The organism is Brooklawnia cerclae (assembly GCF_011758645.1).
Lineage (GTDB): Bacteria > Actinomycetota > Actinomycetes > Propionibacteriales > Propionibacteriaceae > Brooklawnia > Brooklawnia cerclae.
Window position 1 is genome coordinate 281,097 of the sequence record NZ_JAAMOZ010000001.1, and the last position, 26,002, is coordinate 307,098.

Genomic DNA, 26,002 nt, shown 5'->3' on the forward strand with positions numbered 1-26,002 from the left:
CGCTCGTCAGCGGCCGAAGAACCTCGTGAAGGGGTTGCCGGACGACGCCTTCGCGCTCTCGGTGGCGCTGTGGCTGCCGTCGCACCACTGACCCGCGGGCACGGTGGCTCTCACCGCGTCGATGTGCTGGCCGCAACCGGCCCAGGTGGTCTTACCGCAGACCTTGCACGTGACTGCTCGGCACATGTTCATCGCTCCTTCGGTTTCGCTGCCCCTGGGCCTCCGGATGGTTCGAGGCCACGAGGAGCAGTGTAGGTTTCTTGCAGGAGCATATACCCCCGGGGGTATTGTGTCGATCATGAATCGACGAATCGTGATTGTTGGAGGGGTCGCGGGCGGCATGTCGGCCGCCACGCGGCTGCGGCGCCTCGACGAGGACGCCGACATCGTCGTCCTGGAACGGAGCGGCAACGTCTCCTTCGCGAACTGCGGATTGCCCTACCACGTGGGCGGGGTGATCGAGCGGAGGTCGTCCCTGCTGCTTCAGACCCCCGAGTCGCTCAGGACGCGTTTCGGGTTGGACGTGCGCGTCCGCCACGAGGTGGTCGGCATCGACGCCGCGGCCAGGACGGTCGAGGTGCGGGATCTGGACGACGACACCACCTACGTGCTCGGCTACGACGAACTGGTGCTGTCGCCCGGGGCGCGACCCGTCCGTCCGCCGCTGCCCGGCATCGAACGGGCACTGTCGCTGCGTGACGTCGAGGACGCCGACGCGCTGGTCGCGGCCGTTGCGGGGGCACACACGGCCGTCGTCGTCGGGGGCGGGTTCATCGGCATCGAACTGGCCGAGAACCTCGTCCACCGCGGGATCCGGGTGGCGCTGGTGGAGGCTACGCCGCAGGTCATGGCGCCCCTCGACCCCGAGTTGGCGTCCCTCGTGCACGACCGCCTCAAGGCGAGCGGTGTCGACCTGCGCCTGGGGAGCGCGGTGGCCTCGATCGGCTCGGACGACGTCACCCTGGCGGACGGCAGCGTGCTCCCCGCCGACCTGGTGGTGGCTGCCATCGGCGTCCGGCCCGAGAGCGGCCTGGCGAAGGCTGCCGGGCTGCGGATCGGCGAACGGGGCGGCATCCTCGTGGACGACCGCTTCGCCACCTCGGATCCCCATATCCACGCGGTCGGGGACGCGGTCGAGAAGTCCGACGCGCTGGACGGGCAGCCTGCCCTCGTCCCGCTGGCGCAGACCGCCAACCTGCAGGGACGCCTGGTCGCCGACGCCATCATGGGGCGTCCGGTGCGCGGACGTGGGGTGCTCGGAACGGCCGTCGTCGGCGTTTTCGGGCTGCAGGTGGCTGCCACCGGATGGAACGAGAAACGACTGCGCGGGGCGGGCCGGTCCTACAGGGTCATCCACACCCATCCGGCCGACCATGCGGGTTACTACCCGGGAGCAGTGCAGATGGCCCTGAAGCTGCTGGTCGACCCCGCCACCGATCGGATCCTCGGTGCCCAGGGCGTCGGCGAGGCAGGTGTCGACAAGCGCATCGACGTGATCGCGACAGCCATGGCCAACGACGTTCCCGCCAGCGGGCTGGCCGAACTGGAACTCGCCTACGCGCCGCAGTTCGCCTCCGCGAAGGACCCGGTCAACATGCTCGGCTGGGTGGCCTCCGACATGCGCGACGGGCTGGTCGAGACCATCCAGTGGCACGAGGTCGCCGACGCGGTCGCCGCCGGGGCGACGGTGCTGGACGTCCGCACGGAAAAAGAGCACCGCGACGAGTCGATCCCGGGCTCGGTGCTCATTCCCCTGGACGAGCTGCGCGGTCGCCTCGGCGAGGTGCCGTCGGGTGAGGTCGTCGTCCACTGTGCTGTGGGACTGCGGGGTTACCTGGCCACTCGCATACTCGAGCAGCGCCGGGGCGAGGGCTCGTGGACGCGGGTGCGCAACCTGGACGGCGGCATGAAGACCTGGCTCGCGGGTCAGTACGCGGAGTCGCCGTCGAGGCCGTAGAACGGAAGCGGATCGGGGCTGAGCCCTGGCCCGCAAGGCGTGCAACCGTGACCCGGCGAGGCGATGCCGCCCTCGTGGACGCATGCTGTCGTGCCGCTAGAGGCCGGGGCCATTGATCCTGTCAACCGTTCCCGGCTGGTGGCAGGTCTCTTCGAGTGTAGGGCAGGGACCGCGGCCCTGATGAACTAATGCGGAAGATTGGGGGGCATAGTCGACCCTCAACCTTCCGCAATGATCGCGGAGGACTGTCAGGCCAACGCGAGGAAGAGCTTCTCGAGCTCGGAGGTGTCGGCGGCGCCCTGCTTCGTGCGGACGCACTCCTTGAGGCCGGTGGCGATGATGGCGAACCCCGCGCGGTCGACCGCCTTGCTGACCGCGGCCAACTGGGTGACGATGTCCTGGCAGTCGCGCCCCTCCTGGATCATGCGGACGATTCCGCCCAGCTGGCCCTGGGCCCTCTGGAGTCGCTTGACGACGCCCTCCAACTCTTCGGCGGACAATTGCATGATCCCCTCCTTCGATTACCCCCCTGGGTATTGGCTCGATGATACAGCCCGTTCCCACAGCGCCACTCCGCGAGGCTACGCGGACATGCCGGGGGTACTCAGGGCGGGCTCGGGGGAATCCCCGCCACCGGCGCCTGCCGTGTGAGCAGGACGACGGGTAGGCTCGGCCGCAGATGTCACTGCCCGCTCGATTCATGGAGGACGAGACATGAGCGACACCCCGGGAGCCGCCTTCCAGCCCCAGCCCTATCCGGCCGGTGCGGCGGCACAGCCCGCGCCCACGCAGCGGCTGGCTCCTCCGGCCGGTGCCGGGATCCTCGCGTTGGAGGCCCCCGCCCCGCCGCCCGTGGTGCAGGCCACCCAGGCCCCCGAGATGGCTCCGCCCGTCACCGCCGAGCAGCAGCCGGTGCTGGACGCCAAGGTCGCCCAGTTCATGGGCGCGATCATGAACGAGCAGGCCGGCAGCCCCGAGTTCGCGTCCCAGGCCGACGCGGTGCGCGCCATGGGCGACGCCGACATCCGGCGGGCCGCCGAGACCAGCAACCGGCTGTTGGAAACGCCGTTGCGCGAGATGAAGACCGGCGGTCTCACCGACGTCTCGAAGATCAGCAACACCCTGGTCGAACTGCGGCGTACGGTCGAGGGCCTCGACCCCAACCAGGGCACGGCGCAGAAGAAGTTCCTCGGCATCTTCCCGTTCGGCGACAAGATCCAGGACTACTTCCGCAAGTATCAGTCGAGCCAGCAGCACCTCAACGGCATCCTCCATGCCCTGCGCTCCGGGCAGGACGAACTGACGAAGGACAACGTCAGCCTCAACATGGAGAAGCAGCAGCTGTGGGACACGATGCAGCGCCTCAATCAGTACGTGTACCTGGCCGAGCAGCTGGACGCCCGGTTGTCCGCGGCGATCGCGGAACTGCAGGTGACCGATCCTGCCAAGGCCGACACCCTCAGCAAGGACGTGTTGTTCTACGTGCGCCAGAAGCACCAGGACCTGCTGACCCAGCTGGCGGTCTCGATCCAGGGCTATCTCGCGATCGACGTCATCATCAAGAACAACGTCGAACTGATCAAGGGCGTCGACCGGGCCTCGACCACCACGGTCTCCGCCCTGCGCACGGCCGTGATCACGGCACAGGCGCTCGGCAACCAGAAGCTCGTCCTCGACCAGATCACGGCCCTCAACGAGACCACCTCGGGCCTGATCGAACGCACGAGTGAGATGCTGAAGACCAACTCGGTCACGATCCAGCAGCAGGCCGCGAACTCGACGATCGGCATCGAGAGTCTGCAGAAGGCGTTCGCAAACATCTACGAGACGATGGATTCCATCGACCGGTTCAAGCTCGACGCCCTGGCGAACATGAGTCAGACGATCGGCACGCTCGAGAACGAGGTGGCCAAGTCGCGCGCCTATCTGGAACGGGCCCAGCAGTCGGACGAGCGCATGGCACAGGCGCAGATCGTGCCGAACTACGACCTGGGTATGTGATTCGAGGACGTCATGGGGCTGTTCGACTGGCTCAGCAAGGACAAGGAACCCGAGCCCTCGGAGCTCGCCGCTCCGCCGCCCACCCCGGTGGACATCGAGCGGGCGCTGGTTCGGGCCGAGCGCATGGTGATGGAGGGCAACGCCCCGTCGCCCGTGCTGGCGCGCGTCCTGCGGATCACGACCGTCGTGAAGGCCATCGTGCCCCGTCTGTCCTCGCTCGGCCTCGACAGTCAGGACGCCTACACGGTCGTCGCGACGGCCACCGACTACCTGCCCGAGTCGCTGGCGAGCTATCTGGCCTTGCCACGTGACTGGGCCGATACCCGTCCGGTGGCCAACGGCAAGTCGTCGCTGCTGCTGCTCGTCGACCAGCTCGACCTGCTGTCGCTGACGATCGGGCGCATGTACGACGCCATCAATCGGCGGGACGCCGCGGCCCTGGTCGCCCAGGGTGCGTTCCTGGACGCGAAGTTCGGGGGACGCATGCGTCCGGTCGTCCTCGATCAGACCACCAGGAGCAGCAACAATCCGCTCGACCTCGGCCCGGCCTGACCTGCGATCGGCGGTGATCGTCCCGGTCTCGCCGCGGCGTCCGGCACCACTGAGCCGACCCTGAACGCACCCTTGACGGGCGCTGTTGCTGTGGATCGCTCTGCTAGGTTGGATGAACCGATATGCCTCGTGCGGCGACCCGGATCACTGCGAGCGGACGACGACTTCCGTTTCCGCCTCCACAGGGGAGGATGCCGACGAACAGCCGCCGGACCAAGGGAGTTGCCATGACGAGCCTCACGCTGCGCACCGCCCTCGACCGGCTCGCGGACTCCGCACGGAGCGCCGGCCTGGATCCCGATCAGGCGCGGCAGGAGGGCACCCAGTTGGCGGCGGCGGTTGCCGAGCCCGCGGTGGGTGCCTACCTCGCGTGGGCCGAGCAGCTGGGACGCGAGGCCGATGCCCAGGAGTTCGTCGAGGCGGCCGCGCGGGGACGCCGCTGGCGAGTCAGCCCGACCCCGCTCATGACGCAACTCGGGAACACCCGGCCCAAGCAGGCGGAGGAGTACGCCGACGCTCTCGGGCAGATCGCGATCGCCGCTTGCACCCTCGGTGAGCCCACGGCACAGGTGGCGGGGATGGCCGCCACCGCAGCGGCCGCGCAACTGGAGGCCGTGCGCCGGCCCGGGACGCGAGGGCCGGGGCCGCTCTCCTCGCTCGTTTCGACAGGCTCAACGGGCGTTTCGACAGGCTCGGCGGGCTCGACGGGCGTTTCGACGGGCTCAACGGGCGTTTCGACGGGCTCGGTGGAGGGCTCGTTGAGCCTGTCGAAACGAGCGAACCCGACCGACGGCGACACCACCGTCCCGAACTCGGGAATCCTCGACCGGCTGCAGGCGTCGCAGGACAGGCTCAAGGCCATGGAGGACTTCACCCGGGTGGGAGACGCGGCGTTCCAGTCCGTGCTCGACCAACTGCAGGTGAATCAGCAGCGCATCCGGGAACTGCGGGAGACCGGGCTTGTCGGCCCGGTCGCTTCGCCCCGGCCGCCCGCACCTCAGGAGGCCCCGCCCACGGGTGGGGCGCAGGCCCCGGTCGGGGCCGCGCAGCAGGCTCCCGGGACGCAGGAGGCCAGTGCCGCCGAGGACGCCGCTGGGGCCCAGCCCGAGCGCAGCGTCGACGAGCTGCTCGCCGAGTTGGACGAGTTGATCGGCCTGGCCGGGGTGAAGGCCGAGATCAAGCGGCAGGCCGCCGTGCTCCGCGTCCAGGCGCTGCGCCGCGAGGCCGGTCTCAAGGTGCCGACCATCACGCGTCACCTCGTCTTCGTCGGCAATCCGGGCACGGGCAAGACGACCGTCGCCCGGCTGGTCTCGGGTATCTACAAGGCGCTCGGCCTGCTGAGCAAGGGGCAACTGGTCGAGGTCGACCGCTCCGAACTGGTCGCCGGTTACCTGGGTCAGACCGCTCTCAAGACTTCCGAGGTGTGCGCGTCCGCGATCGGTGGCGTCCTGTTCATCGACGAGGCCTACAGCCTGTCGGGCGACCAGTACGGCGAGGAGGCGATCAACACCCTGGTCAAGGAGATGGAGGACAACCGGGACGACCTCGTCGTGATCGTCGCCGGGTATCCGGGCCCGATGACCACGTTCATTGCCGAGAATCCCGGGCTCGCCAGCCGGTTCCGTACGACGATCCAGTTCGGGGACTACTCAGACGCCGAACTGGTCGAGATCTTCCGGTCGCAGGTGGTGGGCGCCGACTACGAGCTCGCCCCCGGCGCGCTCGAGGCCTTCGAGTTCGACCTGTCGCACCAGGTGCGGGACGAGACGTTCGGCAACGGTCGCTATTGCCGCAACGTGCTGGAGGCGGCCATCGGCCACCAGGCCTGGCGGCTGCGTGACGAGCCCGCACCGACGATCGAGCAGTTGCGCACCCTGCTGTCGTCCGACGTCCTGGCAGGCGACGAGGTGGAGCCCGGGGATGCGCTCGTCGAGGCGGCGGGGGCCGGGCGCGAGCCCTCCGCGGGCGGGGAACAGGTGATGGACGGCCCAGCGCCGGACGACGGGGAGGCCCGCTGATGCAGTCGTTCCAGGTCGCCCGTCCGGGGACGGCTTCGCCGGGAGCCGATGCGAAGGCACGGCAGGCTCCGGGCACGGCGATGACACCGGCGGGCGGGCAGGCGGCCGAACTGGCGACAGTGCGTCCGGAGGCCCCGACGCCGCGCGTCCTCAGCCTGTGGCGTGCGGCCTCCGTGCTGGTCTGCCTGGCGGTCGCGGTCGTCACCCCGCTGGCGCTGAACCAGAACCGGGCATCGCTCACCGAGGTCAATGACGCCGCCCAGCAGCTGATGCGCCTGCAACTCGTCCGCGGCGATGTGCTGGCCGCCGACGCGGACGCGGCCGGCGAACTGGTCGCTGCGCAGACCGGAGCCGAACCGACGGACTCCTATCTGACCGGGCTGCAGGACGCTGCCTCGATGCTGTCGCTGGCGAGCGCCGCCTCGGTGCCGGATCAGGACGCGCTGTCGCAGGCGAACGAGGAACTCACCGGCTATGCCGTCTCGGTGGCACGGGCGGTCGAGGCCCAGGATCCCGAGCTGATGACAACCGCGTCCGCGCAGCTGCGCGACGAGTTCCTCCCCGGGCTGGACGCACAGATCGAGCTCAACCAGGCCCGGCTGTCCGGGTCCATCGCCGACCAGCGCTGGCTGGGTCTGCTCGCCGTGGCCCCGGTGCTCGTGCTGCTCCTGGCCAGCGTCGCCGTGGCGCGCCGCACCCGGCGCGTGCTCAACCTGGGGCTCGTCCTCGCCCTGGGTCTGTCAGCGGCCATGGGCGTCGTGACGACCCAGGTCGTCACCCGCAGCGCCGACAGCGTCGGGGCGGCGCGGCAGGGCGAGGTGGTGCAGGCCACCTCCGCGGTGCAGGCCTACGCGTCGGTCACCGAGGCCAAGGCGTGGGAGGCCCGGACGCTGCTGGGCACTGCATCAGCGGCGGAGGGCGAGGAGCAGTACACCGCGGCGATGGACGCCGCCCGCAGCGCGCTGGCGAATGTGCCTGGTGCCGACGGTGCCGGCATGGTGGCCCACCTGGACGCGATGGCTGGCGCGCACGCACAGATGGTGGACGCCGACGACCCCGGTCAGGCGGCGGCCGCGTCCACGGCCCAGACTTCGTACGAGGCCCTCGTCGACTGGCTGCCCGATCAGGCGTCGACCATCGGGACGGGCGTCTACCTGCAGCTCACGAGCCATGCGCAGATCATCAGGGCCGCCACCGGTGGCACCGCCGCCGCCATGCTGCTGGCGGCGGTCGCGGCGGGAGTCGGTATCAGTCAGCCCCTGCGGAGGTATCGATGAGCACACAATCCGCACCAGTCGCTCCCGGCAGGCTCGGCCAACCGGTCGACCCGCTCGAGCTGCGGACCTACCTCATCGCGCTCGACGGATGGCTCGACGCCCGCCGCGCCGAGATCGAGACGCTCGACGAAGCGGTGCGGGCCAGCGAGCACTCCGACGACCTGACCCCCGACATCGCCCTGGGCCTTCAGCTGTGGCAGTCCATCCAGAGCCGGTACCGGCGGCTGCTCCAGGTGTGGGACCGCGGACGGGTGGGTCCGAAGGAGCGCGAGCAGCTGTCGTCCCTGGTATGGGGGCGTCTGGACGACGAGGCGTGGGGCGGGCTCGCCGGAGCGCCGTCCGGGATGTCTTTGCCCGAGGCATGCCGCATGTCGGACGCGCTCACCGGCCAGCTACGCAACCGGCTGCAGCTCGATCCGGCGGGCACCGAGGCGGTGGGACGCCTGCGCGACCTGCGTGCGACCATGGAGCGGCTCCGCGACCAGGTCGCCCTTGAGCCACCCCAGTCGGCAGCCGAGGCCCGCACCAAGCTGGCAGGCCTGACCGAACGCCTCGAACAGCTGTCCGAAAAGGCAGGACGAGGCGGCGACATCGGGGGGCTGCTGGGGCCTCTGGAGGCCGAGTCGGCCACGTTCGAGCGCGACCTCATCGTGGGCGGGGCGATGCGCAGGCAGCACGCCCCGGTCGCGGCGTCGGAGCCGACCGCCCCCGGACGATCCGAGACGGCCAGCCGACTGCGGGCCGACCTGATCGCTCGCGGACAGCATCTTGAGGGCCTGGTGGCCACGGTCGCGGGCGTCGTCCCGAATCCACCGAAGTACGCGGTGCCGGACGTGACCGCACTCGGGCCGGTGCCGGAAGATCCTGCGGGCCTCGACGCCTACGTGTCCCGGCTCGAACGGGTGTCGGCGGCGATGGATCTGGTCGAGCAGGCCAACTCCGAGGCGTTGCGCGAGCACGGGGTCGTGGCGAACGAGATCATCATGGTGCGCAGTGAGGCCCAAGAACAGGGGATCGTCGACGACCGGCTCTCCCGGCTGCTCGATCTCGCTGACGAACTCGCGGCTCTCGACCCCCGGCCGGCCGAGGCACTGGCGGGTCTCGTGGCGTCCTGCCGGGCCCTGGTGACATGGTTGGCCTCCGGGGAAGGTGACCGCTGATGAAGTGCCAGCAGCCCGGCTGTCCCGGCACGATCGTGGACGGCTACTGCGACTACTGCGGGATGCCGCCCACTGCCACACCCACCCCGGTGGTGGCTCCCGCGGCCGGTCCGGGACCGGCACCACGATCGCGGGCGGGCCGTTCGGCAGCCGCGGCTCCCACCTCCGCGCCCCGGCCGAGCCGGGCATCCGCCTCGGCGTCCGCTGGTGTCTCAGCCTCTCCCGGTGTCTCGGCGTCACCGCGGCCCTCCGCAGCGTCCCGGAACTCCGCGTCCGGCACCGGGCTGGGCAAACGCGGCGGCCCGTGCCCGCAGCCCGGCTGCTCCGGCACGATCGTCGACGGCTACTGCAACTACTGCGGTAACCCGCCGGACGCGAAGCCCCGTGCGGCGGCTCCCGAACTGCTGGGGACGCCCCTGTCGACCACGGCCACGGCCTCGGAGCTGGGCACCGTTCTCATGGGATCGTCGCTGGTGGGCCCCGATTCCGGGCTCACGCCGGTGCGGTCGGACGCGCATCGTCCTCGCACCCGCATCGGCGCCGGCATCACGAGCGTGCCCCCGGCCCCGTCCGTCGACCCGGCGTCGGCAGTGATGAGCAACCCCGTGGTTCCTGAGGAGCGGCGATTCTGCCCGTCGTGCGGCGAGCCCGTGGGCCGTGGGCGGGCCGGCGAGCCGGGGGAGGTGGAGGGTGCGTGTGCCACCTGCGGCAAGCCGTTCGACTTCCGCCCGGCGATCAAGCCCGGCGAACTCGTCTCGAAGCAGTACGAGGTGGCGGGGGCTCTGGCCTACGGCGGCATGGGGTGGATCTACCTTGCTCGCGACCGCAACGTGTCCGACCGGTGGGTGGTGCTGAAAGGCCTGCTCAATTCCGGGGACGAGGACGCGGCGACCTCGGCCAAACAGGAGCGGGAGTTCCTCGCCGCGGTCGAGCACCCGTTGATCGTCGAGATCTACAACTTCGTCCAGCACGGGGACGCGCGCTACATCGTCATGGAGTACGTGCCCGGCCGTTCGATCACCCAGTTGCTCAAGCAGCGGCGCCAGGCCAACAACGGCACCTACGACCCGCTGCCGGTGGACTGGACGCTCGCCTACGCGATCGAGATACTGCCGGCCTTCACCTACCTTCACGACAGCGGCCTGCTGTACTGCGACTTCAAACCGGACAACCTCATGCAGGTGGGCGATTCGGTGAAGCTGATCGATCTGGGTGCCGTGCGGCGCCAGGACGACGCGGACTCGCCCATTTTCGGGACGAACGGCTATCAGGCCCCCGAGGTGGCCGAGCTGGGGCCGTCGGTGGCCGGCGACATCTACACGATCGGGCGTGCGATGGTGGTGATGGCCGCCGAGTTCCGCGGCTATCAGGGCGAATACGTCGACTCGCTCCCGCCGATCAGCAAGATGCCGATCTTCGACCAGCACGACTCGTTCTACCGTCTCGTGCAGCGCGCGTGCGCGCCCGTGCGGGAGGACCGGTTCCAGAGCGCGGAGGACCTGCGGGTGCAGGCGACCGGCGTGCTGCGCGAGGTGGTCGGCCGCGAGTCGGGCGGGGCGGCGACGGGCTCGCAGCTCTCGACGCTGTTCAGCCCGCCGATGACCGCCGGGCATGCCGACGAGTGGCGGCAGCTTCCCCACCTGCTGGCCGACCCGTCCGATCCGATGACGAACTGGCTCGCCTCGATCACACTGGACGATCCCCGGCAGAAGATGGCTGCGCTCAACCGGGCGCCGGAGCGCACGGCCGCGGTGATGCTGGAGCAGATCGAGTTGGCGTTGGCCATGTCTGACCGGCGCACAGCGTCCCAGGTGATCCGCGAACTTCTCAAGGCCGACCCGTGGGACTGGCGTGCCGTGTGGATGCAGGGACTGGTCGCGGTGCAGGGGCGTGCCTGGCACGAGGCGCAGGCCCCGTTCAACACCGTCTACGGCCAGGTGCCCGGGGAACTGGCCCCGAAGTTCGCGCTGGCGGTGGCCTGCGAGCGCGGGGAGCTGCCCACCCTCGCCGAGGAGCTCTACGCGATCTGTGCCAGCACGGACGCCGGCTACGTCACACCGTCGGCGTTCGCCCTCGCCAGGCTGCGCCAGGCACGTGGCGACTTCGAGGGGACGCTGGCCGCCCTGGCCCTGGTACCGCCGACGAGCCGGGGATACTCGGACGCCCGTACCGCGCACGCCCAGCTCCTGCTGGGCAGGGGCGGCGACCTCGCCGACCTGGCGTCCGCCATGGAAGCCGTGCACGCCGCGCGCCTCGACCAGGTGACCACGGCCCGGCTGGAGGTGGAGATCCTCGAGGCGGCGCTCCCGCAGGTCCTGGCCCAACGCGGTGCGCCGAAGGTGATGCTGGACGGGCTGCCCGCCACCGCCCGCAACCTGCGTCCCAAGCTGGAGAAGGCATATCGCGACCTCGCCAAGTGGGCGCGGGACGACGACGAACGCAATCGGCTGCTCTCCAGGGCCGACTCGACTCGCAGATGGAGCCTGCTGTGACCGACCCCCTGACCTCGCGGCCCACCGAAGAGTCGCACGAGCTCGACGAGCCGACCGGCAGCACACCCGCGGGCCCGGCGGAGCCTCAGGACGAGCCGGACGATTCGGAGGCCATCGGCGGTTGGGCGCAGCCTCCGGCCCCGTCCGACGGGACGGTCGCGGCTGCCGGTTGGGCGCAGCCTCCTGGCCCCGCTCCGAGGCTCCTCCTCGGGGCGACCGACGCCCGGGAGTGGCGGCACGACCCCGAGCTGGCGGCGATCGCCGCCGATGAGACGGAGTCATTGCCTGTCACCGCCGTGGCGCCGCCCGATGTCGTGGCGCCCGTACGCACGTTCGTGCCGACCGTGGAGCGCTGCCCCCGCTGTGGCGGGACCATCGACTTCGATGGCTACTGCGAGCAGTGCGGGGCCAAGGCGCCCAGCGTCCGGGATCACTTCGAGGCCCAGCCCGCGCCGTGGGTGGCGGGGGTGTGCGATCGGGGCGTGCGGCACCTGCACAACGAGGACGCCATGGCGCTGGACGCCGCAGCCGATCCCGTCGGGCACGCGGTGATGGTGGTGTGCGACGGTGTATCGACGTCGACCGACTCCGACCAGGCATCGCTGGCGGCGGCGAGGGCCGCCCTGGCACATCTGACGGCGAACGTCGACTGGGTGCTGGGAGCCGACGACGCGTCCCGGATCTCCGACACGGTGGTCGGGGCGGCGCAGGCGGCCAATCAGGCCGTGCTCGACAACTCGGATCTCACCAGCCCGAGCCCCGCATCGTGCACCCTGGCCATCGCACTGCTGTCGGGACGTCAGCTGCTGTCGGCCAACTTGGGCGACTCGCGTGTCTACTTCGTGCCGGACGTCAGGCCCGCTGTGCTGCTCAGCACCGACGACTCCATGGCACAGGAGGAGATCGAGCAGGGGGTCGACCGGCTGACCGCGGAGGCGGGCGCCAACAGCCACGTGATCACCCGTTGGCTCGGCCGTGACGCCCCCGACACGACCCCGTCGATCGCCGTCCTGACCGTGGAGCCGGAACTGAGCGGATGGGTGGTCGCCTGCAGCGACGGGCTGTGGAACTACGCCTCGGAACCGGACGCGATCGCCCTTCTCGTCCGGCATTTCGCGGAGTCGGCGGCGTCGGACCCGGCGAGCGTCGCACGTGAGCTCGTCCAGTGGGCCAACAGCCAGGGCGGGCACGACAACATCACGGTGGCCCTGGCACGGGTGGAGGCGGAGCCGACCCCGGAATCGGAACAGCAGACCATCCGCACCCGCCCGGTCGGCTCGGCCGCGCCTGCCATGCGCGCTTCCGGTGTCGAGTCCACCGGCTAGTCTGGCTGCGTCGGCGGCTGCATCATCGCGACGAAAGGACAAACCCGGTGGCCCTGTTCTCCTCCACCGTCTACCAGAACGAATACCTGCCGGACGGCGGCACGGACGTCAACGCGATCGTCCGTATCGGCGTCAACGACGCGGGTAGCGCGGGTTCGGACGGCGCCGCCGGCGAGATCATCATCATCGACTGCTCGGGCTCGATGGGGCAGCGCAGCATGATGGCGGCCCGTCAGGCTGCGATGGTCGCGCTCGACAACATCCTCGACGGCACCTACTTCGCTGTGGTGTCCGGGACGCACGAGGCCTACCTGGCCTATCCGGTCGTCCAATCGGGGCCCGGCATGGTGCAGATGTCTGCCCGGACGCGCCGCGAGGCGAAGAACGCGATCAGTCGGCTGATCGCCGACGGGGGAACCGCGATCGGCCGCTGGCTGTCGCTGACCCTCGCGCTGTTCGGCTCGATGGGAGGCATCCTCGCCCAGAAGCACGCACTGCTGCTGACCGACGGGGCGGACGAGCACGAGACCCCCGAGCAGCTGGAGGCCGCCATCCGGTCGTGCCAGGGACAGTTCCAGTGCGACTGCCGGGGCGTGGGCACCTACTGGGTGGTCAGCGAGGTACGTAAGATCTCGCGGGCGCTGATGGGCACGCTCGACATCATTCCCGATCCCGCCATGATGGGCGCGGAGTTCGCCCGCATCATGCAGACCTCGATGAGCCGCGGGGTCTCCACCGCTGACCTGCGCGTATGGGTGCCCCAAGGCGCGCAGCTGCTGTTCGTCCGCCAGGTCTCCCCGACGGTGGAGGACCTCACCCGCCAGGGGCATCCGGTCAACCCGCTGACGATGGACTTCCCGACCGGTGCGTGGGGCGACGAGGAACGCGATTACCACGTGGCCGTGCGGCTGCCCGCGAAGGCGATCGGGCAGGAGCAACTGGCCGCGCGGGTGCAACTCGTGGTGGCCGAGCAACCGCGCACGCAGGGCATGGTGAAGGCCGTGTGGTCGAGCGACGACAACCTGACCGCGCAGATCAACGACGAGGTGGCCCACTACACCGGGCAGACCGAACTCGCGAACGCCATTCAGGAGGGGCTCGCGGCCAAACAGGCGGGCGACCTGTCCACCGCCACCAGCAAGCTCGGACGCGCCGTGCAGCTCGCTGCCGAGACCGGCAACCACGAGGCGACGACGAAGCTGCGGAAGGTCGTCGACGTCGTCGATCCCGGCACCGGGACCGTGCGGCTCAGACGCAACGTGGCGCGGGCCGACGAGATGGCACTCGACACGGCGTCCACCAAGACGACCCGCACGCGGCAGGCCGGGGTCGATGCGGCCGGGGCGACGGAGTAGCCATGGCTCCCGAATCTCCCGGCACCGACGAGCAGATCTGCCCGATCTGCCAGACACCCGCACCCCTGGACGCGTACTTCTGCGAGACCTGCGGCTACGACTTCCTGACGGGTTCGCGTCCCCGGTTGATCGACCCGGAGCCCGACGACGATCTCCAGGCCCTCCCCGACGAGCCCACAGGTCCCGGGCCTGTGATCCCTGACCTCGTCGCGATGGGCTCAGCCGATTCCGTTCCCATGGAGCCGGTTCCGGCCGAGTCCGTCGCCGCCGAACCCCTTCCAGCCGAATCTGTTCCGGCAGAGCCTGTCCCTGCCGAACCTGTTTCCGCAAAGACCGCGGCCGGCGGGCCGGCGCCGCAGCCGACGGCGACTCCCGAGCCCACAATTCCTCCGCCTGCGGCTCCTGAGCCCACGGGTCTCCCATCCACGCAAACCCCCCAGCCGGAGCCCATCTGGTCGCCTCCCGCCGCGGAACGCGTGCCTCCCGAGCCCTACGTGGCCGACGAGCCGCCCGCCGCATCGGCGGTCGTGCCTCCTGAGCCGACCCAGCCGTCGTTCCGGCCGGCTCAGGTGCCGGTGCCGCCGCCGGCCCAGACACGCGAGCCCGAGCCTCTGCCGCAGTCACCCCTGCCGGAGCCGGAACCGCAGGCTCCCGCCTCCGATGAGCCGGAACCCCCGCGCCCGGTGCCCGCCCCACCCGTGGCTCCGCCCGTGACCACGCTGATCGTGGACGACGTCCCCACGCACGCGCCACGGAAGAACCCGCTGGTGGCCGAGTACTCACCAGCGCCCTTCACCCCGCCGTCCGAAGCAGCCGCGAAGGCAGCCGAGGCGCTCTCGCTCGGTGATGCGGGACGAGACGTCCCGGACCCCGACTCGCTCCGCGACATCTCGGTCCCCCGGTTGCAGCAGCCGCGTCTCCAACAGCCTGCGTCGCAGTGGCGCCCTGCCCAACAGCCCGCTCTCCAACAGCCCGCGCCTCAGCAACCCGCTCCCCAGCCGCCTGCGCCTCATCAGCAGCCTGCTCCTCAGCAGTCCACAGGCCCTTGGGGCTCCGCACAGCAGCCCTCGTTCCCGCGCCCGGTGACCGGGCAGGCATCCCCCCAGCAACCGATCTGGTCGGAAGCGCCGCAGGACGACCGGGGGAACCCGGGGGATCGTCCCCAGGATCCGTTCGGTGCCGTGCCGCAGGAGGCGCCGCGTCCTCGCCCCCTTCCGCCGCAGCCCGCGGCCTCCCGGAGTGCGCACCCGGCAACCGGGCAGGGGAACTCGCCCCAGGTGTACGGCGGCGCGTACCGGGCTCCCGGCCCGACACGCCCGGTCGCGGAGCCGTTCCCCGGTGCCTCGGCCCGGGAGACGGCGCCTGAACAAGTTCCGGTCCAGCGCTTCACGTCTCCGTCGTCGCCGCAGACGCCGCCCCCGCCGCAGACCCCGCCTCCGGGGCAGATGCCACCCGTCCGGCAGCCCGCCGAGCCGGTGCGGCCTCGGCCCGCTCAACCGACGGCCGGCGCCGTCCGCTGGGTGGCGGAGATATGGATCGACCCGGAGTGGTATCGCGTCCAACAGGCGCCTGACCAGCTCCCGTCCCCTGGCCAGCCGGTCATCCGCGGGCTGCGGAGCGCCACCGTCGTGGTCGGGCGCAGTTCGGGCGGGCAGCATCCGGACATCGACTGCCTGACCGATTCCGGGGTCAGCCGTCGACAGGCCACACTCACCACCGACGGGAGCCGGTGGTTCCTGGAGGACATGGGCTCGGCCAACGGCACCTATGTCGGCCAGGTCGACAAGCCCCTGCCGACCCAGCCGATCTCGGGACGCGTCGAGTTGCGTCCGCTCGACCGCATCTATGTCGGCTCGTGGACGCGGATCGTCGTCCGCCCGGCCCTGGTGCAGGAGGCCGACCTGTAGCGCACGGCAGACACATGCCGTGGCCGGCCCGCCAGACCCTAGACTGACCAACCGTGACTGTTGACGAACAACCGCGTCATGCGAGCATCGGCTCCGGCAACTACGCACTCATGCTGTCCGCGATGGTGCTCGTCGTCGTCCTGTCGGGCATCGGCGGCTCCAAGGGGGTAGTGTTCGGGCCGGTCATCACCGACGCGGCGTTCTTCATGTTCCCGGTCGCCTACATCCTCGGCGACATGATCACCGAGATCTACGGGCCTCTCGCCGCCCGCCGGGCGATCGTCACCGGCTTCTGCGCCAACGGGCTCTCGGTGCTCGTGTATGCGCTGATCATCGTGCTGCCCGGCTTCACCGACGACTACGGCGTCGCGAAGCAGGGGGCGCTCGAGGTCGCCCTCGGCCCGGTTTGGCTGGTCGTGCTCGCCAGCATGCTCGGGTACGCGACCGGGCAGAGTGTCAACTCGCTGATCATGTGGACGGGCAAGCGCCGTCACCTCGAGTCGAGGCTCTACCGGCGGCTCTTCTCGTCCAGCGGGGTGGGAGAGGCCGTCGACACCGTCATCTTCTGCACGGTCGCATCCCCGGCCCTCGGCATCGACGGGCTCGGGCAGTGGGCGAACTACACGTTCTTCGGCTTCGTCTGGAAGGTCCTCGTCCAGTACGCGCTGATACCCGTGACCGGACGCGTGATCGGCTGGGTCAAGCGGCACGAACCCACGTACGGGTTGGCGGCCGACTGAGTCGTCGCCCGGATACTCGCCAAGCCTGCGGGGATGGTCGCCAAGCCTGCGGGGATGCTCGTTGAGCTTGCGGGGATGGTCGCCAAGCCTGCGGGGATGATCGTTGAGCTTGTCGAAACGCCCTTCGACAAGCTCAGGGATCGTCCGTTGGGTTCAGGCTCAGTGTGCCCCGCACCCGCAACTGCCACCGCCGCATCCGCAGCCGCCCCCGGCGTTGTCGAACTCGGCCCCCAGCGTGATGAAGCGGGGCTTGTGGGTCTCGCTCCACACCTGGTCGAGCGCCTGCCCCAGCATGTCCGCGGGCTGCGCGCCGGTGACGGCCCACTGACCGTCGAAGAGGAAGAAGGGGACGGCGGTGGCGCCGTACGCGGCAGCCTCCTGCTCGTCGGTGTGGACGTCCTCGGCGAACTCGATGCCGTCCAGCACCTGACGGACGCGGGCTTCGTCCAGACCGGCATCGGTCGCGATGCGGACGAGGACCTCGTGGTCGCTGACCAGCTCGCCCTCGGCGAAGTACGCCTTCATGAGGGCGTCGACAACCTCGGTGGACTTGTTTTCGGTCTCGGCGAGCTTGACGATCCGGTGGGCGTCGAAGGTGTTCGTCGGCTTCGAGGCCGCCCAGTCGAAGGCCAGGCCGACGCTCCCGGCGCGAGCCGCCACCTGGTCGTTGTTGGCCGCCACTTGTTCGCGGCTCATGCCGTACTTGTCGGCGAGCGAGGCGACCGGGTCCTGCCCGGTACGCGGGGCCTGGGGATCGAGTTCGAACGAGCGATAGACCACGTCGACCTCGTCGGCGTGAGCGAAGGTAGCCAGAGCCTTCGTGAGCTCGGCTTTGCCGATGTAGCAGAAGGGGCAGATGACGTCCGACCAGACCTCGATGCGCATGTAGAAAGTTCTATCAAATTTGAGCAAACCTCGATAGATGCGAAGCCACCTTCGTTCGCGCGGGTGCCGTGTTATTCCCGCAGGTGCCCGAACTTCCCGCGGGTCGTACACCACCCGCGGGAAGCCGCGGCACCCGCGTGAGATCAGGCGGGCCGCGTGAAGGCCGCCGGGAGCACCGACCGGAGGGTCAGGCGGGCCGCGTGAGCGGAGCAGGTGCGCGGGAAGGAGGCGTCCCAGCCCGTGGGCATCGGAGGTCGTGCTTGGCCGGGCAGCACCGCGACCGGTAGGGTGGGGTGGCAAGGGCCCCCTTGCCGCAGGCATCGTGCTGCTCGTCACAGCCGTTGCACTGTTCTCTCACCCGTCGCATGGGGGCTTCGCTGTGTTCCGGGCCGGGTTGACCCGGGGCCCACGAGGAAGGGCATCACTATGCCAGGCATCGTCGTGATCGGATCCCAGTGGGGGGACGAGGGCAAGGGCAAGGCGGTCGACGCGCTCGGGGAGCAGGTCGACTACGTCGTCCGGTACTCCGGGGGCAACAACGCGGGCCACACCGTGGTGGTCGGCGGCGAGAAGTTCATCATGCACCTGCTCCCCGCGGGCATCCTGAACCGGAACGCGACCACGGTGATCGGTAACGGCGTGGTCATCGACCTCGAGGTGTTGGCGCACGAGATCGACGGGCTCACCAGCCGCGGTGTCGATGTGCAGCACCCGCTGATCAGCGCGAACGCCCACATCATCGCTCCCTACCACCAGACCCTCGACAAGGTGACCGAGCGGTTCGCGGGCAAGAAGCGCATCGGGACGACCGGCCGGGGCATCGGTCCCACCTATTCCGACAAGGTGAATCGCGTCGGCCTGCGGATGGCCGATCTGCTCGACGCCGAGCTTCTGCACGACAAGGTGACCGCATCGCTGGAGCAGAAGAACCAGGTGCTGGTGAAGATCTTCAACCGGCGTGAGATCAACGCCGATCTGGTGACCGAGCAGCTCCTCAAGCACGCCGACCGCGTCCGCCCCTACATCGTCGACGCCGCGCGCCTGCTCAACGATGCCCTGGACGACGAAAAGGTCGTCCTGTTCGAGGGTGCCCAGGCACACCATCTGGACGTCGATCACGGCACGTATCCGTTCGTCACCAGCTCCAACCCGACCGCGGGTGGCGCCTGCACGGGCACCGGCGTCGGCCCGACCCGGATCGACCGGGTCATCGGCATCGCCAAGGCCTACACCACCCGGGTGGGTGAGGGGCCGTTCCCCACGGAGCTGCTGGACGCCGACGGCGACAAGCTGCGCGCCGACGGCGGCGAGTTCGGGGCGACGACGGGTCGTCCCCGCCGCTGCGGCTGGTTCGACGCACCGGTCGTCGAGGTGGCCTCCAAGGTCAACGGCTGCACCGACATCTTCCTCACCAAGCTCGATGTACTCACCGGCTGGAAACAGATTCCGGTCTGCGTCGGCTACGACATCAACGGGACGCACAGCGACATCTACCCGATGACCCAGCCCGAACTGCAGGCCGCCAAGCCGGTCTACGAGCTGTTGCCCGGGTGGGACGAGGACATCTCGGGCGCCCGCTCGTTCGCCGACCTGCCCGCCACCTGCCAGGCCTACGTGAAGCGGCTCGAGGAACTCATCGGCTGCCGGATCAGCGGCATCGGCGTGGGGCCGGGCCGCGAGCAGGTCGTCATGATCAACGACCTGGTCTGAGGCCGCTCGTCGTCATCGGCGGGTGCCCGCGCCCTCGGGGCCTACGATGATCTCATGATCACGGTCGCCGAGCAGTTGGACGCGCTGGACGGATCGGCCGCGTCCGGAGCCCTTGCGCGCCTGTGCCGCCGCCATCGCGTGGATGTGCTCGTGCTCTTCGGCAGCGCCGTCGACTCACAGACCCCGGGTGACATCGATCTCGCGGTGGCATTCGAGCACGGGGCGGTGTCCGATCTGCTCGGTTTTGTGGACGCGCTGGCGACCCTCGTCCCGGGAAACCACGTGGACGTGATGGACCTCGATCGTGCCGGGCCGGTGGCCCAGCATCGTGCCCTCACGCGCTGCCGCGTGCTGTACATGAGAACCCCCGCGGCGTTCTAGGAGCGGCAGATCTTCGCCATCAACCACTACATCGAGACCCGGCCGTTGAGGGACGCCCTGCTGAGGAGCCTGGCCTCATGAGCATCGACCCGGACGTCGTTGCGCGTCGCCTCGCTGTGATGCGGCGGCTGTTGGCGCATCTCGAAGGCCTGCGCGTCTCGTCGGCTGCGGAACTTGCCGATCTGGGCGTCCGGTTGCAGGTGGAGCGTGTCCTCACCCAGCTCGTCAACCTGGCTGCCGAGATCAACGCCCATGTCGCCGCGGCGACCGGGCTGCCTCCCGAGGACTATCGGCAGGGCTTCGATCGGATGGCAGAGGAGGGATTCCTGACCGAGGAACTGGCCGACCGGCTGAAACCGTCGGTTGGGCTCCGCGACGTATTGACCCACGAGTACGTCGAGATTGATCTCACCAGGCTGGCTTCATCCATCCCGATGGCGCTAGAGGGGTACGACCAGTACGTCCGGCAGGTCGCCGGAGCGCTGCTGAGAGGCGGGACCGACTAGACTGTCGCCGGTGAGCGCTGCGAATGTCGGACAATCATCGTTGACGGTGCTCGTGGTCGGCGGTGGTGGACGGGAGCACGCGCTGGCACTGGCGATCAGCCGTGACCCCGGGACCGTCGTCCACGTGGCTCCCGGCAACCCGGGCACCGCACGGTTCGCGCAGAACCATCCCGTCGACATTCTGGACGGTGCCGCCGTGGCCGCGCTGGCTCGCGAGATCGGCGCCGACCTGGTCGTCATCGGCCCAGAGGCGCCCCTGGTCGCTGGTGTCGCCGATGCGGTGCGGGCCGTGGGCATCGCCTGCTTCGGCCCGAGTGCGGCGGCCGCCCAACTGGAGGGCTCGAAGTCGTTCGCCAAGAAGGTCATGCACGACGCGGGAGTTCCCACCGCGGCTTCGCGCACGTGTACCACTCCGGCCGAGATCGCCGAGGCCCTGGACGAGTTCGGTGCCCCCTACGTGGTCAAGCACGACGGGCTCGCCGCGGGCAAGGGCGTCCTGGTCACCACCGATCGTCAGGCCGCGCTCGATCACGGGGTGCTGGCCGAGCAGGTGGTCGTGGAGGAGTATCTCGACGGGCCCGAACTCAGTCTTTTCGTCATCACCGACGGGACGCACGCCGTGGCGCTGCAGCCCGCCCAGGACTTCAAGCGGGTCGGGGACGCCGACACCGGCCCGAACACCGGCGGCATGGGCGCCTACAGCCCGCTGCCGTGGCTGCCGGAGGGCACCGTCGAGGCGGTCATGGACCGCGTGGTCGACCCGACGCTGGCCCACATGCGCGAGATCGGCATGCCCTTCCAGGGGCTGCTGTACGTGGGGCTCGCCCTCACCACGAAGGGGCCGCGCGTCGTCGAGTTCAACGCGCGCTTCGGTGACCCGGAGACCGAGGTCGTGCTGCCGCTGCTGGACGAGCCGCTCACACCGGTGCTCCTGGCGGCCGCCACGGGTACGCTCGGCGATCGCGAACCACTGGGCTTCGGGAACCGGGCGGCCGTGTGCGTCGTCCTGGCCTCGAAAGGCTACCCAGTCGCGCCCCGCAAGGGAGGACGCATCACACTTCCCGCCGATACCGCGGTGGTGCACACGATCCACGCGGGCACCGCGCTCGGCCCCGACGGGGGTTTGACGGCCGGCGGGGGACGCGTACTGGTCGTCGTCGCTCAGGGTGTCGACGTGCCGTCGGCACGTCGGCTGGCCTATGAACATGTCGCGGCCGTCGACTTCCCGGACGGGTTCTTCCGCACCGACATCGCCGCCCGCATCTGAAGGAGTCACGTATGAGCGTTCCGAACGTCCTTGCCACGCGCTACGCGTCCGAGCAGATGCGCGCCATCTGGAGCCCCGAGAACAAGATCCGCGCCGAGCGGCGGCTGTGGATCGCGGTGCTGGAGGCCCAGCGCGACCTCGGCGTCGAGTTCGGTGGGGACGACCCCGACGCCGTCATCGCTGCTTATCGCGGGGTGCTCGACCGGATCGACCTCGATTCCATCGCCGCCCGTGAGCGGGTCACCCGGCACGACGTGAAGGCGCGCATCGAGGAGTTCAACGCGCTGGCCGGCTACGAGCACGTGCACAAGGGCATGACCAGCCGTGACCTCACCGAGAACGTCGAGCAGCTGCAGGTGCTGGACTCGCTGCGGCTCGTCCGCTCACGGGTGGTCACGACGCTGGCCCGTCTGGCCGAACTCGCCGTCCGCTATGCCGACCAGCCGATCGTCGGACGCAGCCACAACGTCGCTGCTCAGGTCACCACGCTCGGGAAGCGGTTCGCCACGGTGGCCGACGAGCTGCTGGTCGCCCACGCCCGGCTCGACGACCTGATCGGGCGGTACCCCGCCCGCGGCATCAAGGGGCCGATGGGAACCAGCCAGGACATGCTCGACCTGCTCGGCGGCGACCTCGCGAAGCTCGACGAACTCGAGCGCCGCATCGCGTCCGGCCTGGGCTTCGAGCACGTGCTCGACTCGACGGGTCAGGTATACCCGCGCTCCCTCGACTTCGACGTGGTCACGGCGTTCGCCCAGACCGCGGCGGCGCCGTCCAACCTGGCGACGAGCATCCGGCTCATGGCCGGCAACGAACTGGTGACCGAGGGGTTCAAACCCGGTCAGGTGGGCAGCTCGGCGATGCCGCACAAGATGAACACCCGTAGCTGTGAGCGCGTCAACGGGCTGTCGGTGGTGCTGCGCGGCTACGTGTCGATGGTCGGCGAACTCGCGGGCGACCAGTGGAACGAGGGGGACGTCAGCTGCTCGGTCGTCCGCCGGGTGGCCCTGCCGGACGCCGCGTTCGCCCTCGACGGGCTGTTCGAGACCTTCCTCACCGTCCTGGCCGACTTCGGGGCGTTCCCGGCCGTCATCGCCGCCGAACTCGACCGCTACCTGCCGTTCCTCACCACGACCAAGGTGCTGATGGCGGCCGTGCGCAGGGGTGTGGGCCGCGAGGACGCACACGAGGCGATCAAGCAGAACGCCGTGGCGGTGGCGCTCGGCATGCGCGAGAGCGGGGCTCGCGTCAACGACCTGTTCGATCGGCTGGCCGCGGACCCCAGGCTGGGGCTCGGCCGCGACGAACTGGACGCGCTGGCGTCCGCGCCCATCGAGCTCACGGGAGCCGCCGCGCGGCAGGTCGAGCGTGTGGTCGCTCGCGTCCAGCCGCTGGTGGACGCCGACCCTCAGGCAGCGGCCTATCGTCCGGGGCAGGTGCTGTAAGGGAGACGCACTGCTAGACGCAGGTCTCCTCGAAGGGGCAGGTGGAGCAGTCGAACGAGTTCACGCAGGGCGTGAGCGCGTGCGCGAATGCCAGGTCGAGCAGTCGGCGGTATTCGTCGACGGTGTCGAGGTTGAGCGTGTAATGCACTCGCGGGCCCACCTGCTCGCGATTCACCCAACCCGCGCGGTAGAGGATGCCCAGGTGCTTGGTGGTGGTCGGCTGGCTGATGCGCAGCGTCTGGGCGACCTCGGTCACCGACAGGGGGGCCTGCCCGTGGGAGCCCAGCACCTTGATCATCTTCATCCGGACCGGGTAGCCCAGCGCCGCCTGGAGCTCGCAGGCCCTGTCGACCAGGCCCCTCGCGCGAGTGGGTGTGCTCGTCGCGCGAGGGGCCATCGGTTTGCTCGTCCCCGCGCGAACCGGTAGTTGCCCTGCGGGTCTGAGGTCGGATGAGGTCACGGGGCGACTCTATCCAGCCCCGGGCCGTGCGGCACCGGTCTGGTCACGCTCCGTTGGTGCCGTCAGGCATGCCGCGCGCCGAGCGGCCGCGGCCTCGCGTCGTCCGACCAGACCCCCATCCGGCGGACGACCGAGTCGACCAGCGACGCGGGCTGGCGTCCCTCGGCGAGCTGCTTGACCTTCTCCAGCATCTTGCGGACCATGAACACCGACGGGCTTCCGAGGATGATCACCACGAGTGCCTTGGGAATCAGCTTGTTGAAGGGCCGCATGGTGGTGTCGCAGCGGTTCACGAAGCGGGTTCGGCCGTTCGGCAGTTCCTGGAGGACGAAGTTCCACGTCCAGGCGAACTGCTTCAGGCCGAACGGCGGTAGCAGCGCCATGCCGCCCTGGGCCGTGGGCGGCCGGCGGGTGTCGGACAACGACGTGAAGTACTCGCCCGGCTTGACGTCCATGATCTGGGAGCCGACACCGGCCTGGTGGTAGAAGAGGAAGTCGCCCACCTCCACGTCCTGCCAGTCCTCGACGTAGTCGAAGGTGTTGTAGATGTGGAAGGTGAACAGCCGCTCCAGCCAGGCCAACGCGTACCAGCCGCCCTTGCGGGTGCCGAGTTGCGACAGCACCTCCCAGACGACCTCTCGCGGCGCGTCGATCTCGATCTCCTCCTGAAGGCGCAGGAAGGGGTCGTCCTTGAACAACAGGTCGTCGCCCGGCAGGGGCTCGGTGAGCTTGTCCTTCGGGCTCCAGGCCTTGCGGCCGTGCACCCAGAAGTAGCTGAAGATCGCGGTCGGGACGCCCACCGCGCACAACGCGGCGAGCTTGGCCAGTTGGGCGGGGCGGGGTCTTGTCGGATGGAACACGGTCGGCCTCCTACCGGGCGAGCTTGTTGAGGACCTGGTGGGCGGCGTACACACCCGTGATGGCGGTGGGCTCCAGGCCGAGCCCGTTGTGGTCGCCGGCGACGTAGGTGCTGTCGCCGTACTGCTGCTCGATGTACGCGCGTCCTTGCACATACATGGCCTTCGTCCAGCCCTTGCGGCTGATCACCTCGTGCTCGATGAAGTACTCGCTGAGGTCGATCTCCGGCAGTCGGCTGTAGATCAGGAAGGAGCCGTCGTCCTGGCGGGCCGTGAAGATGACGGGCGAGGTGAACGGGAACAGGTTCATCTCCTGGTCGGCGAACACCGGGCGCAACCGGCCCCACGCATGCACGACGTACAGCTGGCAGGTCTGCCGGACCTCACCCAGGCCGAGGAACTCGGCGGTGACCACCGGCGGGGTGGCGAAGACGACGTTGGCGGCCTGCACGGTGCTGCCGTCCGCAAGCTCCACGGTGTGGAGGCCGTCGTCGGTCACGGAATGGCCCGTGACGACGCCGCGGACGAAATGGTCGCCGAGGCGCCCCAGCTCGGCCTTCTCGTCGAAGGAGAACCGGTGGATCGGCAGCACCAGCCCCTGGCAGACGTTGAGGAAGTCGAGCGCGGTGATCGTCCCCATGTCGACCCCGGTGCAGGCGTAGGAGAACTTCGAGACGTAGTCCTCGGCCACCTTCCCGAGCCGATAGTGGGCGATCAGCCGTTCCGCCGGCTGGTGGAACAGACGCGCGATGTAGGGGTCGCGTTCCATCGCCTCGCGCTGCGACATGTACTCGCAGTCCTTCTTGAACCGCTCGTAGTGGCGAATGAAGTTCGCCATCACCGCACCGAAGACGGCGAACCCGGGCGCCCGTCGCAGGGTGTTGAGGCTCAGCGTCGGGAACGACTTGCCCCGCCCGTCGTGGAAACGGCACGAGAGCGGATCGATGCGAGTGCGCCGGGTGATCAGCTTCTCGGCGTTGTGGTAATTGGCCATCACGAAGTAGGCGCCGAAGTTCACCCCCTCGTCGGCCGAATAGCAGATGCGCCCGCCCAGCGTGTCGGAGACGAGGACGAAGTCCGCGCCCCCGTCCTGCAGGGTGTGCGCACAACTCAGACCGGCACTACCAGCACCAACGACGACGGCGTCGTGGATCATGGTGACCTCCTATAGCAGTTCTGGTATGGGCACCATAGCAAGCGTTGCCAGGGCCCGTCGCGGCACCCCCCAAGGTTTCCGGGCCACGCGTTCGGAGACGCGGTAACCGGATTGACGAGTCATAGCGGAATGGCTATATTCGCAAGTGAGAGCAGTTGGGAGTGCGATGATGCACGACATACTCGTCGTGGTGCCGGGCCATGCATGAACTCGGGGTGACTCGGGCGGTGCTGAAGGTGGTGCTCGCCGAGGCGAACGAACGCGGCCTGACCTCGGTGGTCGGGATCACGCTGACGGTGGGGGAGATGCACGGTTTCGAGCAGGAGTGGATCCAGCGCTATTTCAGCGCCGCGGCCCGGGGAACCGCAGCGGAAGGTGCCCGCATCACGATGGTGCCGGTGCCGCCGCGGTTTCGTTGCAGGTTGTGCGAGGCGGACTTCGCCATCGACGTGCGCCGGGATCGCGTCCCCCGATGCCCTCGCTGCCACGCGCGCGACTACGAACTGCTCGCGGGCAAGGAACTGATGGTCACCGGTATGCAGGCTTTCTGA

At 69.6% G+C, this 26,002-nt stretch carries 23 protein-coding genes; 17 read left to right on the top strand and 6 right to left on the bottom strand.

Annotation, left to right across the window (positions count from 1 at the left end; genetic code table 11):
* Positions 1 to 6: 6 nt before the first annotated feature.
* Positions 7 to 186 carry a hypothetical protein gene (locus FB473_RS01335; RefSeq protein WP_167164123.1) on the bottom strand — a complete coding sequence of 60 codons (180 nt, stop codon included), beginning with the start codon at positions 184 to 186 and terminating at the stop codon, positions 7 to 9.
* A gap of 112 nt (positions 187 to 298) precedes the next feature.
* Between FB473_RS01335 and FB473_RS01340 the strand changes: the two genes are divergently transcribed.
* Complete coding sequence (locus tag FB473_RS01340; protein WP_167164125.1) at positions 299 to 1,957, top strand: FAD-dependent oxidoreductase; 1,659 nt, start codon at positions 299 to 301, stop codon at positions 1,955 to 1,957.
* A 248-nt stretch (positions 1,958 to 2,205) separates the two neighbouring features.
* Here FB473_RS01340 and FB473_RS01345 read toward each other — a convergent pair whose 3' ends face one another.
* Positions 2,206 to 2,463, bottom strand: a complete 258-nt coding sequence (locus tag FB473_RS01345; RefSeq protein WP_167164127.1) for a metal-sensitive transcriptional regulator — start codon at positions 2,461 to 2,463, stop codon at positions 2,206 to 2,208.
* A 208-nt stretch (positions 2,464 to 2,671) separates the two neighbouring features.
* Between FB473_RS01345 and FB473_RS01350 the strand changes: the two genes are divergently transcribed.
* The 10 genes from FB473_RS01350 to FB473_RS01395 all read left to right on the top strand — a co-directional run bounded on the left by FB473_RS01350 (position 2,672) and on the right by FB473_RS01395 (position 16,784).
* Entirely contained in the window at positions 2,672 to 3,958 is a 1,287-nt protein-coding gene (locus FB473_RS01350; protein WP_167164129.1) for a toxic anion resistance protein, read from the top strand.
* Positions 3,959 to 3,970: 12 nt separating this feature from the next.
* Positions 3,971 to 4,510, top strand: coding sequence for a hypothetical protein (locus FB473_RS01355; RefSeq protein WP_167164131.1), 540 nt, complete (start codon positions 3,971 to 3,973; stop codon positions 4,508 to 4,510).
* Between the two features lie 227 nt (positions 4,511 to 4,737).
* Complete coding sequence (locus FB473_RS01360; RefSeq protein ID WP_243863445.1) at positions 4,738 to 6,528, top strand: AAA family ATPase; 1,791 nt, start codon at positions 4,738 to 4,740, stop codon at positions 6,526 to 6,528.
* Entirely contained in the window at positions 6,528 to 7,805 is a 1,278-nt protein-coding gene (locus tag FB473_RS01365) for a hypothetical protein (protein WP_167164133.1), read from the top strand. The genes FB473_RS01360 and FB473_RS01365 overlap by 1 nt, the downstream gene beginning before the upstream one ends.
* On the top strand, positions 7,802 to 8,965 hold the full coding sequence (locus tag FB473_RS01370; protein WP_167164135.1) for a hypothetical protein: 1,164 nt from the start codon (positions 7,802 to 7,804) through the stop codon (positions 8,963 to 8,965). The genes FB473_RS01365 and FB473_RS01370 overlap by 4 nt, the downstream gene beginning before the upstream one ends.
* Positions 8,965 to 11,457, top strand: coding sequence for a serine/threonine-protein kinase (locus tag FB473_RS01375; protein WP_167164137.1), 2,493 nt, complete (start codon positions 8,965 to 8,967; stop codon positions 11,455 to 11,457). Before FB473_RS01370 ends, FB473_RS01375 begins: the two co-directional genes overlap by 1 nt.
* The gene (locus FB473_RS18165) at positions 11,454 to 12,782 is read left to right on the top strand and encodes a protein phosphatase 2C domain-containing protein (RefSeq protein WP_167164139.1); all 1,329 of its coding nucleotides are present in this window, start codon (positions 11,454 to 11,456) and stop codon (positions 12,780 to 12,782) included. Before FB473_RS01375 ends, FB473_RS18165 begins: the two co-directional genes overlap by 4 nt.
* Before the next feature lie 47 nt (positions 12,783 to 12,829).
* Entirely contained in the window at positions 12,830 to 14,137 is a 1,308-nt protein-coding gene (locus FB473_RS01385; protein WP_167164141.1) for a VWA domain-containing protein, read from the top strand.
* Positions 14,138 to 14,139: 2 nt separating this feature from the next.
* On the top strand, positions 14,140 to 16,044 hold the full coding sequence (locus FB473_RS17770) for an FHA domain-containing protein (RefSeq protein WP_243863446.1): 1,905 nt from the start codon (positions 14,140 to 14,142) through the stop codon (positions 16,042 to 16,044).
* Between the two features lie 53 nt (positions 16,045 to 16,097).
* A complete protein-coding gene (locus tag FB473_RS01395; RefSeq protein ID WP_341769998.1) occupies positions 16,098 to 16,784 on the top strand; it encodes a queuosine precursor transporter in 687 nt (228 codons plus the stop codon).
* A gap of 159 nt (positions 16,785 to 16,943) precedes the next feature.
* Here FB473_RS01395 and FB473_RS01400 read toward each other — a convergent pair whose 3' ends face one another.
* On the bottom strand, positions 16,944 to 17,669 hold the full coding sequence (locus tag FB473_RS01400) for a DsbA family oxidoreductase (protein ID WP_167164143.1): 726 nt from the start codon (positions 17,667 to 17,669) through the stop codon (positions 16,944 to 16,946).
* A gap of 426 nt (positions 17,670 to 18,095) precedes the next feature.
* On the opposite strand from FB473_RS01400, the gene FB473_RS01405 reads away from it, so the two are divergent.
* The 5 genes from FB473_RS01405 to purB all read left to right on the top strand — a co-directional run bounded on the left by FB473_RS01405 (position 18,096) and on the right by purB (position 22,978).
* Positions 18,096 to 19,379: an adenylosuccinate synthase gene (locus tag FB473_RS01405; protein ID WP_167164145.1), complete on the top strand. Its 1,284-nt coding sequence runs from the start codon at positions 18,096 to 18,098 to the stop codon at positions 19,377 to 19,379.
* A 54-nt stretch (positions 19,380 to 19,433) separates the two neighbouring features.
* Complete coding sequence (locus tag FB473_RS01410; protein ID WP_167164147.1) at positions 19,434 to 19,760, top strand: nucleotidyltransferase family protein; 327 nt, start codon at positions 19,434 to 19,436, stop codon at positions 19,758 to 19,760.
* Between the two features lie 77 nt (positions 19,761 to 19,837).
* Positions 19,838 to 20,266, top strand: a complete 429-nt coding sequence (gene hepT, locus FB473_RS01415; RefSeq protein ID WP_167164149.1) for a type VII toxin-antitoxin system HepT family RNase toxin — start codon at positions 19,838 to 19,840, stop codon at positions 20,264 to 20,266.
* A gap of 10 nt (positions 20,267 to 20,276) precedes the next feature.
* Positions 20,277 to 21,533: a phosphoribosylamine--glycine ligase gene (purD, locus tag FB473_RS01420; RefSeq protein WP_341769999.1), complete on the top strand. Its 1,257-nt coding sequence runs from the start codon at positions 20,277 to 20,279 to the stop codon at positions 21,531 to 21,533.
* Positions 21,534 to 21,544: 11 nt separating this feature from the next.
* On the top strand, positions 21,545 to 22,978 hold the full coding sequence (gene purB, locus FB473_RS01425; RefSeq protein ID WP_167164151.1) for an adenylosuccinate lyase: 1,434 nt from the start codon (positions 21,545 to 21,547) through the stop codon (positions 22,976 to 22,978).
* Positions 22,979 to 22,991: 13 nt separating this feature from the next.
* Here the strand turns inward: purB and FB473_RS17775 are convergent, their stop codons facing one another.
* From FB473_RS17775 to FB473_RS01440, 3 genes are all read right to left on the bottom strand, one after another.
* Positions 22,992 to 23,438: a helix-turn-helix domain-containing protein gene (locus tag FB473_RS17775; protein ID WP_167164160.1), complete on the bottom strand. Its 447-nt coding sequence runs from the start codon at positions 23,436 to 23,438 to the stop codon at positions 22,992 to 22,994.
* A gap of 62 nt (positions 23,439 to 23,500) precedes the next feature.
* Positions 23,501 to 24,298: an SRPBCC family protein gene (locus FB473_RS01435; RefSeq protein ID WP_167164161.1), complete on the bottom strand. Its 798-nt coding sequence runs from the start codon at positions 24,296 to 24,298 to the stop codon at positions 23,501 to 23,503.
* A gap of 10 nt (positions 24,299 to 24,308) precedes the next feature.
* Entirely contained in the window at positions 24,309 to 25,451 is a 1,143-nt protein-coding gene (locus FB473_RS01440) for an FAD-binding protein (protein WP_167164163.1), read from the bottom strand.
* A 200-nt stretch (positions 25,452 to 25,651) separates the two neighbouring features.
* Between FB473_RS01440 and FB473_RS01445 the strand changes: the two genes are divergently transcribed.
* Entirely contained in the window at positions 25,652 to 26,002 is a 351-nt protein-coding gene (locus tag FB473_RS01445) for a hydrogenase maturation nickel metallochaperone HypA (protein ID WP_167164165.1), read from the top strand.

What these genes read in the sequence shown, in the direction of transcription:
- FB473_RS01335 (WP_167164123.1), bottom strand. Translation starts at nt 186, where the DNA reads ATGTGCCGAGCAGTCACGTGCAAGGTCTGCGGTAAGACCACCTGGGCC.
- FB473_RS01340 (WP_167164125.1), top strand. Translation starts at nt 299, where the DNA reads ATGAATCGACGAATCGTGATTGTTGGAGGGGTCGCGGGCGGCATGTCG.
- FB473_RS01345 (WP_167164127.1), bottom strand. Translation starts at nt 2,463, where the DNA reads ATGCAATTGTCCGCCGAAGAGTTGGAGGGCGTCGTCAAGCGACTCCAG.
- FB473_RS01350 (WP_167164129.1), top strand. Translation starts at nt 2,672, where the DNA reads ATGAGCGACACCCCGGGAGCCGCCTTCCAGCCCCAGCCCTATCCGGCC.
- FB473_RS01355 (WP_167164131.1), top strand. Translation starts at nt 3,971, where the DNA reads ATGGGGCTGTTCGACTGGCTCAGCAAGGACAAGGAACCCGAGCCCTCG.
- FB473_RS01360 (WP_243863445.1), top strand. Translation starts at nt 4,738, where the DNA reads ATGACGAGCCTCACGCTGCGCACCGCCCTCGACCGGCTCGCGGACTCC.
- FB473_RS01365 (WP_167164133.1), top strand. Translation starts at nt 6,528, where the DNA reads ATGCAGTCGTTCCAGGTCGCCCGTCCGGGGACGGCTTCGCCGGGAGCC.
- FB473_RS01370 (WP_167164135.1), top strand. Translation starts at nt 7,802, where the DNA reads ATGAGCACACAATCCGCACCAGTCGCTCCCGGCAGGCTCGGCCAACCG.
- FB473_RS01375 (WP_167164137.1), top strand. Translation starts at nt 8,965, where the DNA reads ATGAAGTGCCAGCAGCCCGGCTGTCCCGGCACGATCGTGGACGGCTAC.
- FB473_RS17770 (WP_243863446.1), top strand. Translation starts at nt 14,140, where the DNA reads ATGGCTCCCGAATCTCCCGGCACCGACGAGCAGATCTGCCCGATCTGC.
- FB473_RS01400 (WP_167164143.1), bottom strand. Translation starts at nt 17,669, where the DNA reads ATGCGCATCGAGGTCTGGTCGGACGTCATCTGCCCCTTCTGCTACATC.
- FB473_RS01405 (WP_167164145.1), top strand. Translation starts at nt 18,096, where the DNA reads ATGCCAGGCATCGTCGTGATCGGATCCCAGTGGGGGGACGAGGGCAAG.
- FB473_RS01410 (WP_167164147.1), top strand. Translation starts at nt 19,434, where the DNA reads ATGATCACGGTCGCCGAGCAGTTGGACGCGCTGGACGGATCGGCCGCG.
- hepT (WP_167164149.1), top strand. Translation starts at nt 19,838, where the DNA reads ATGAGCATCGACCCGGACGTCGTTGCGCGTCGCCTCGCTGTGATGCGG.
- purB (WP_167164151.1), top strand. Translation starts at nt 21,545, where the DNA reads ATGAGCGTTCCGAACGTCCTTGCCACGCGCTACGCGTCCGAGCAGATG.
- FB473_RS01440 (WP_167164163.1), bottom strand. Translation starts at nt 25,451, where the DNA reads ATGATCCACGACGCCGTCGTCGTTGGTGCTGGTAGTGCCGGTCTGAGT.
- FB473_RS01445 (WP_167164165.1), top strand. Translation starts at nt 25,652, where the DNA reads ATGCATGAACTCGGGGTGACTCGGGCGGTGCTGAAGGTGGTGCTCGCC.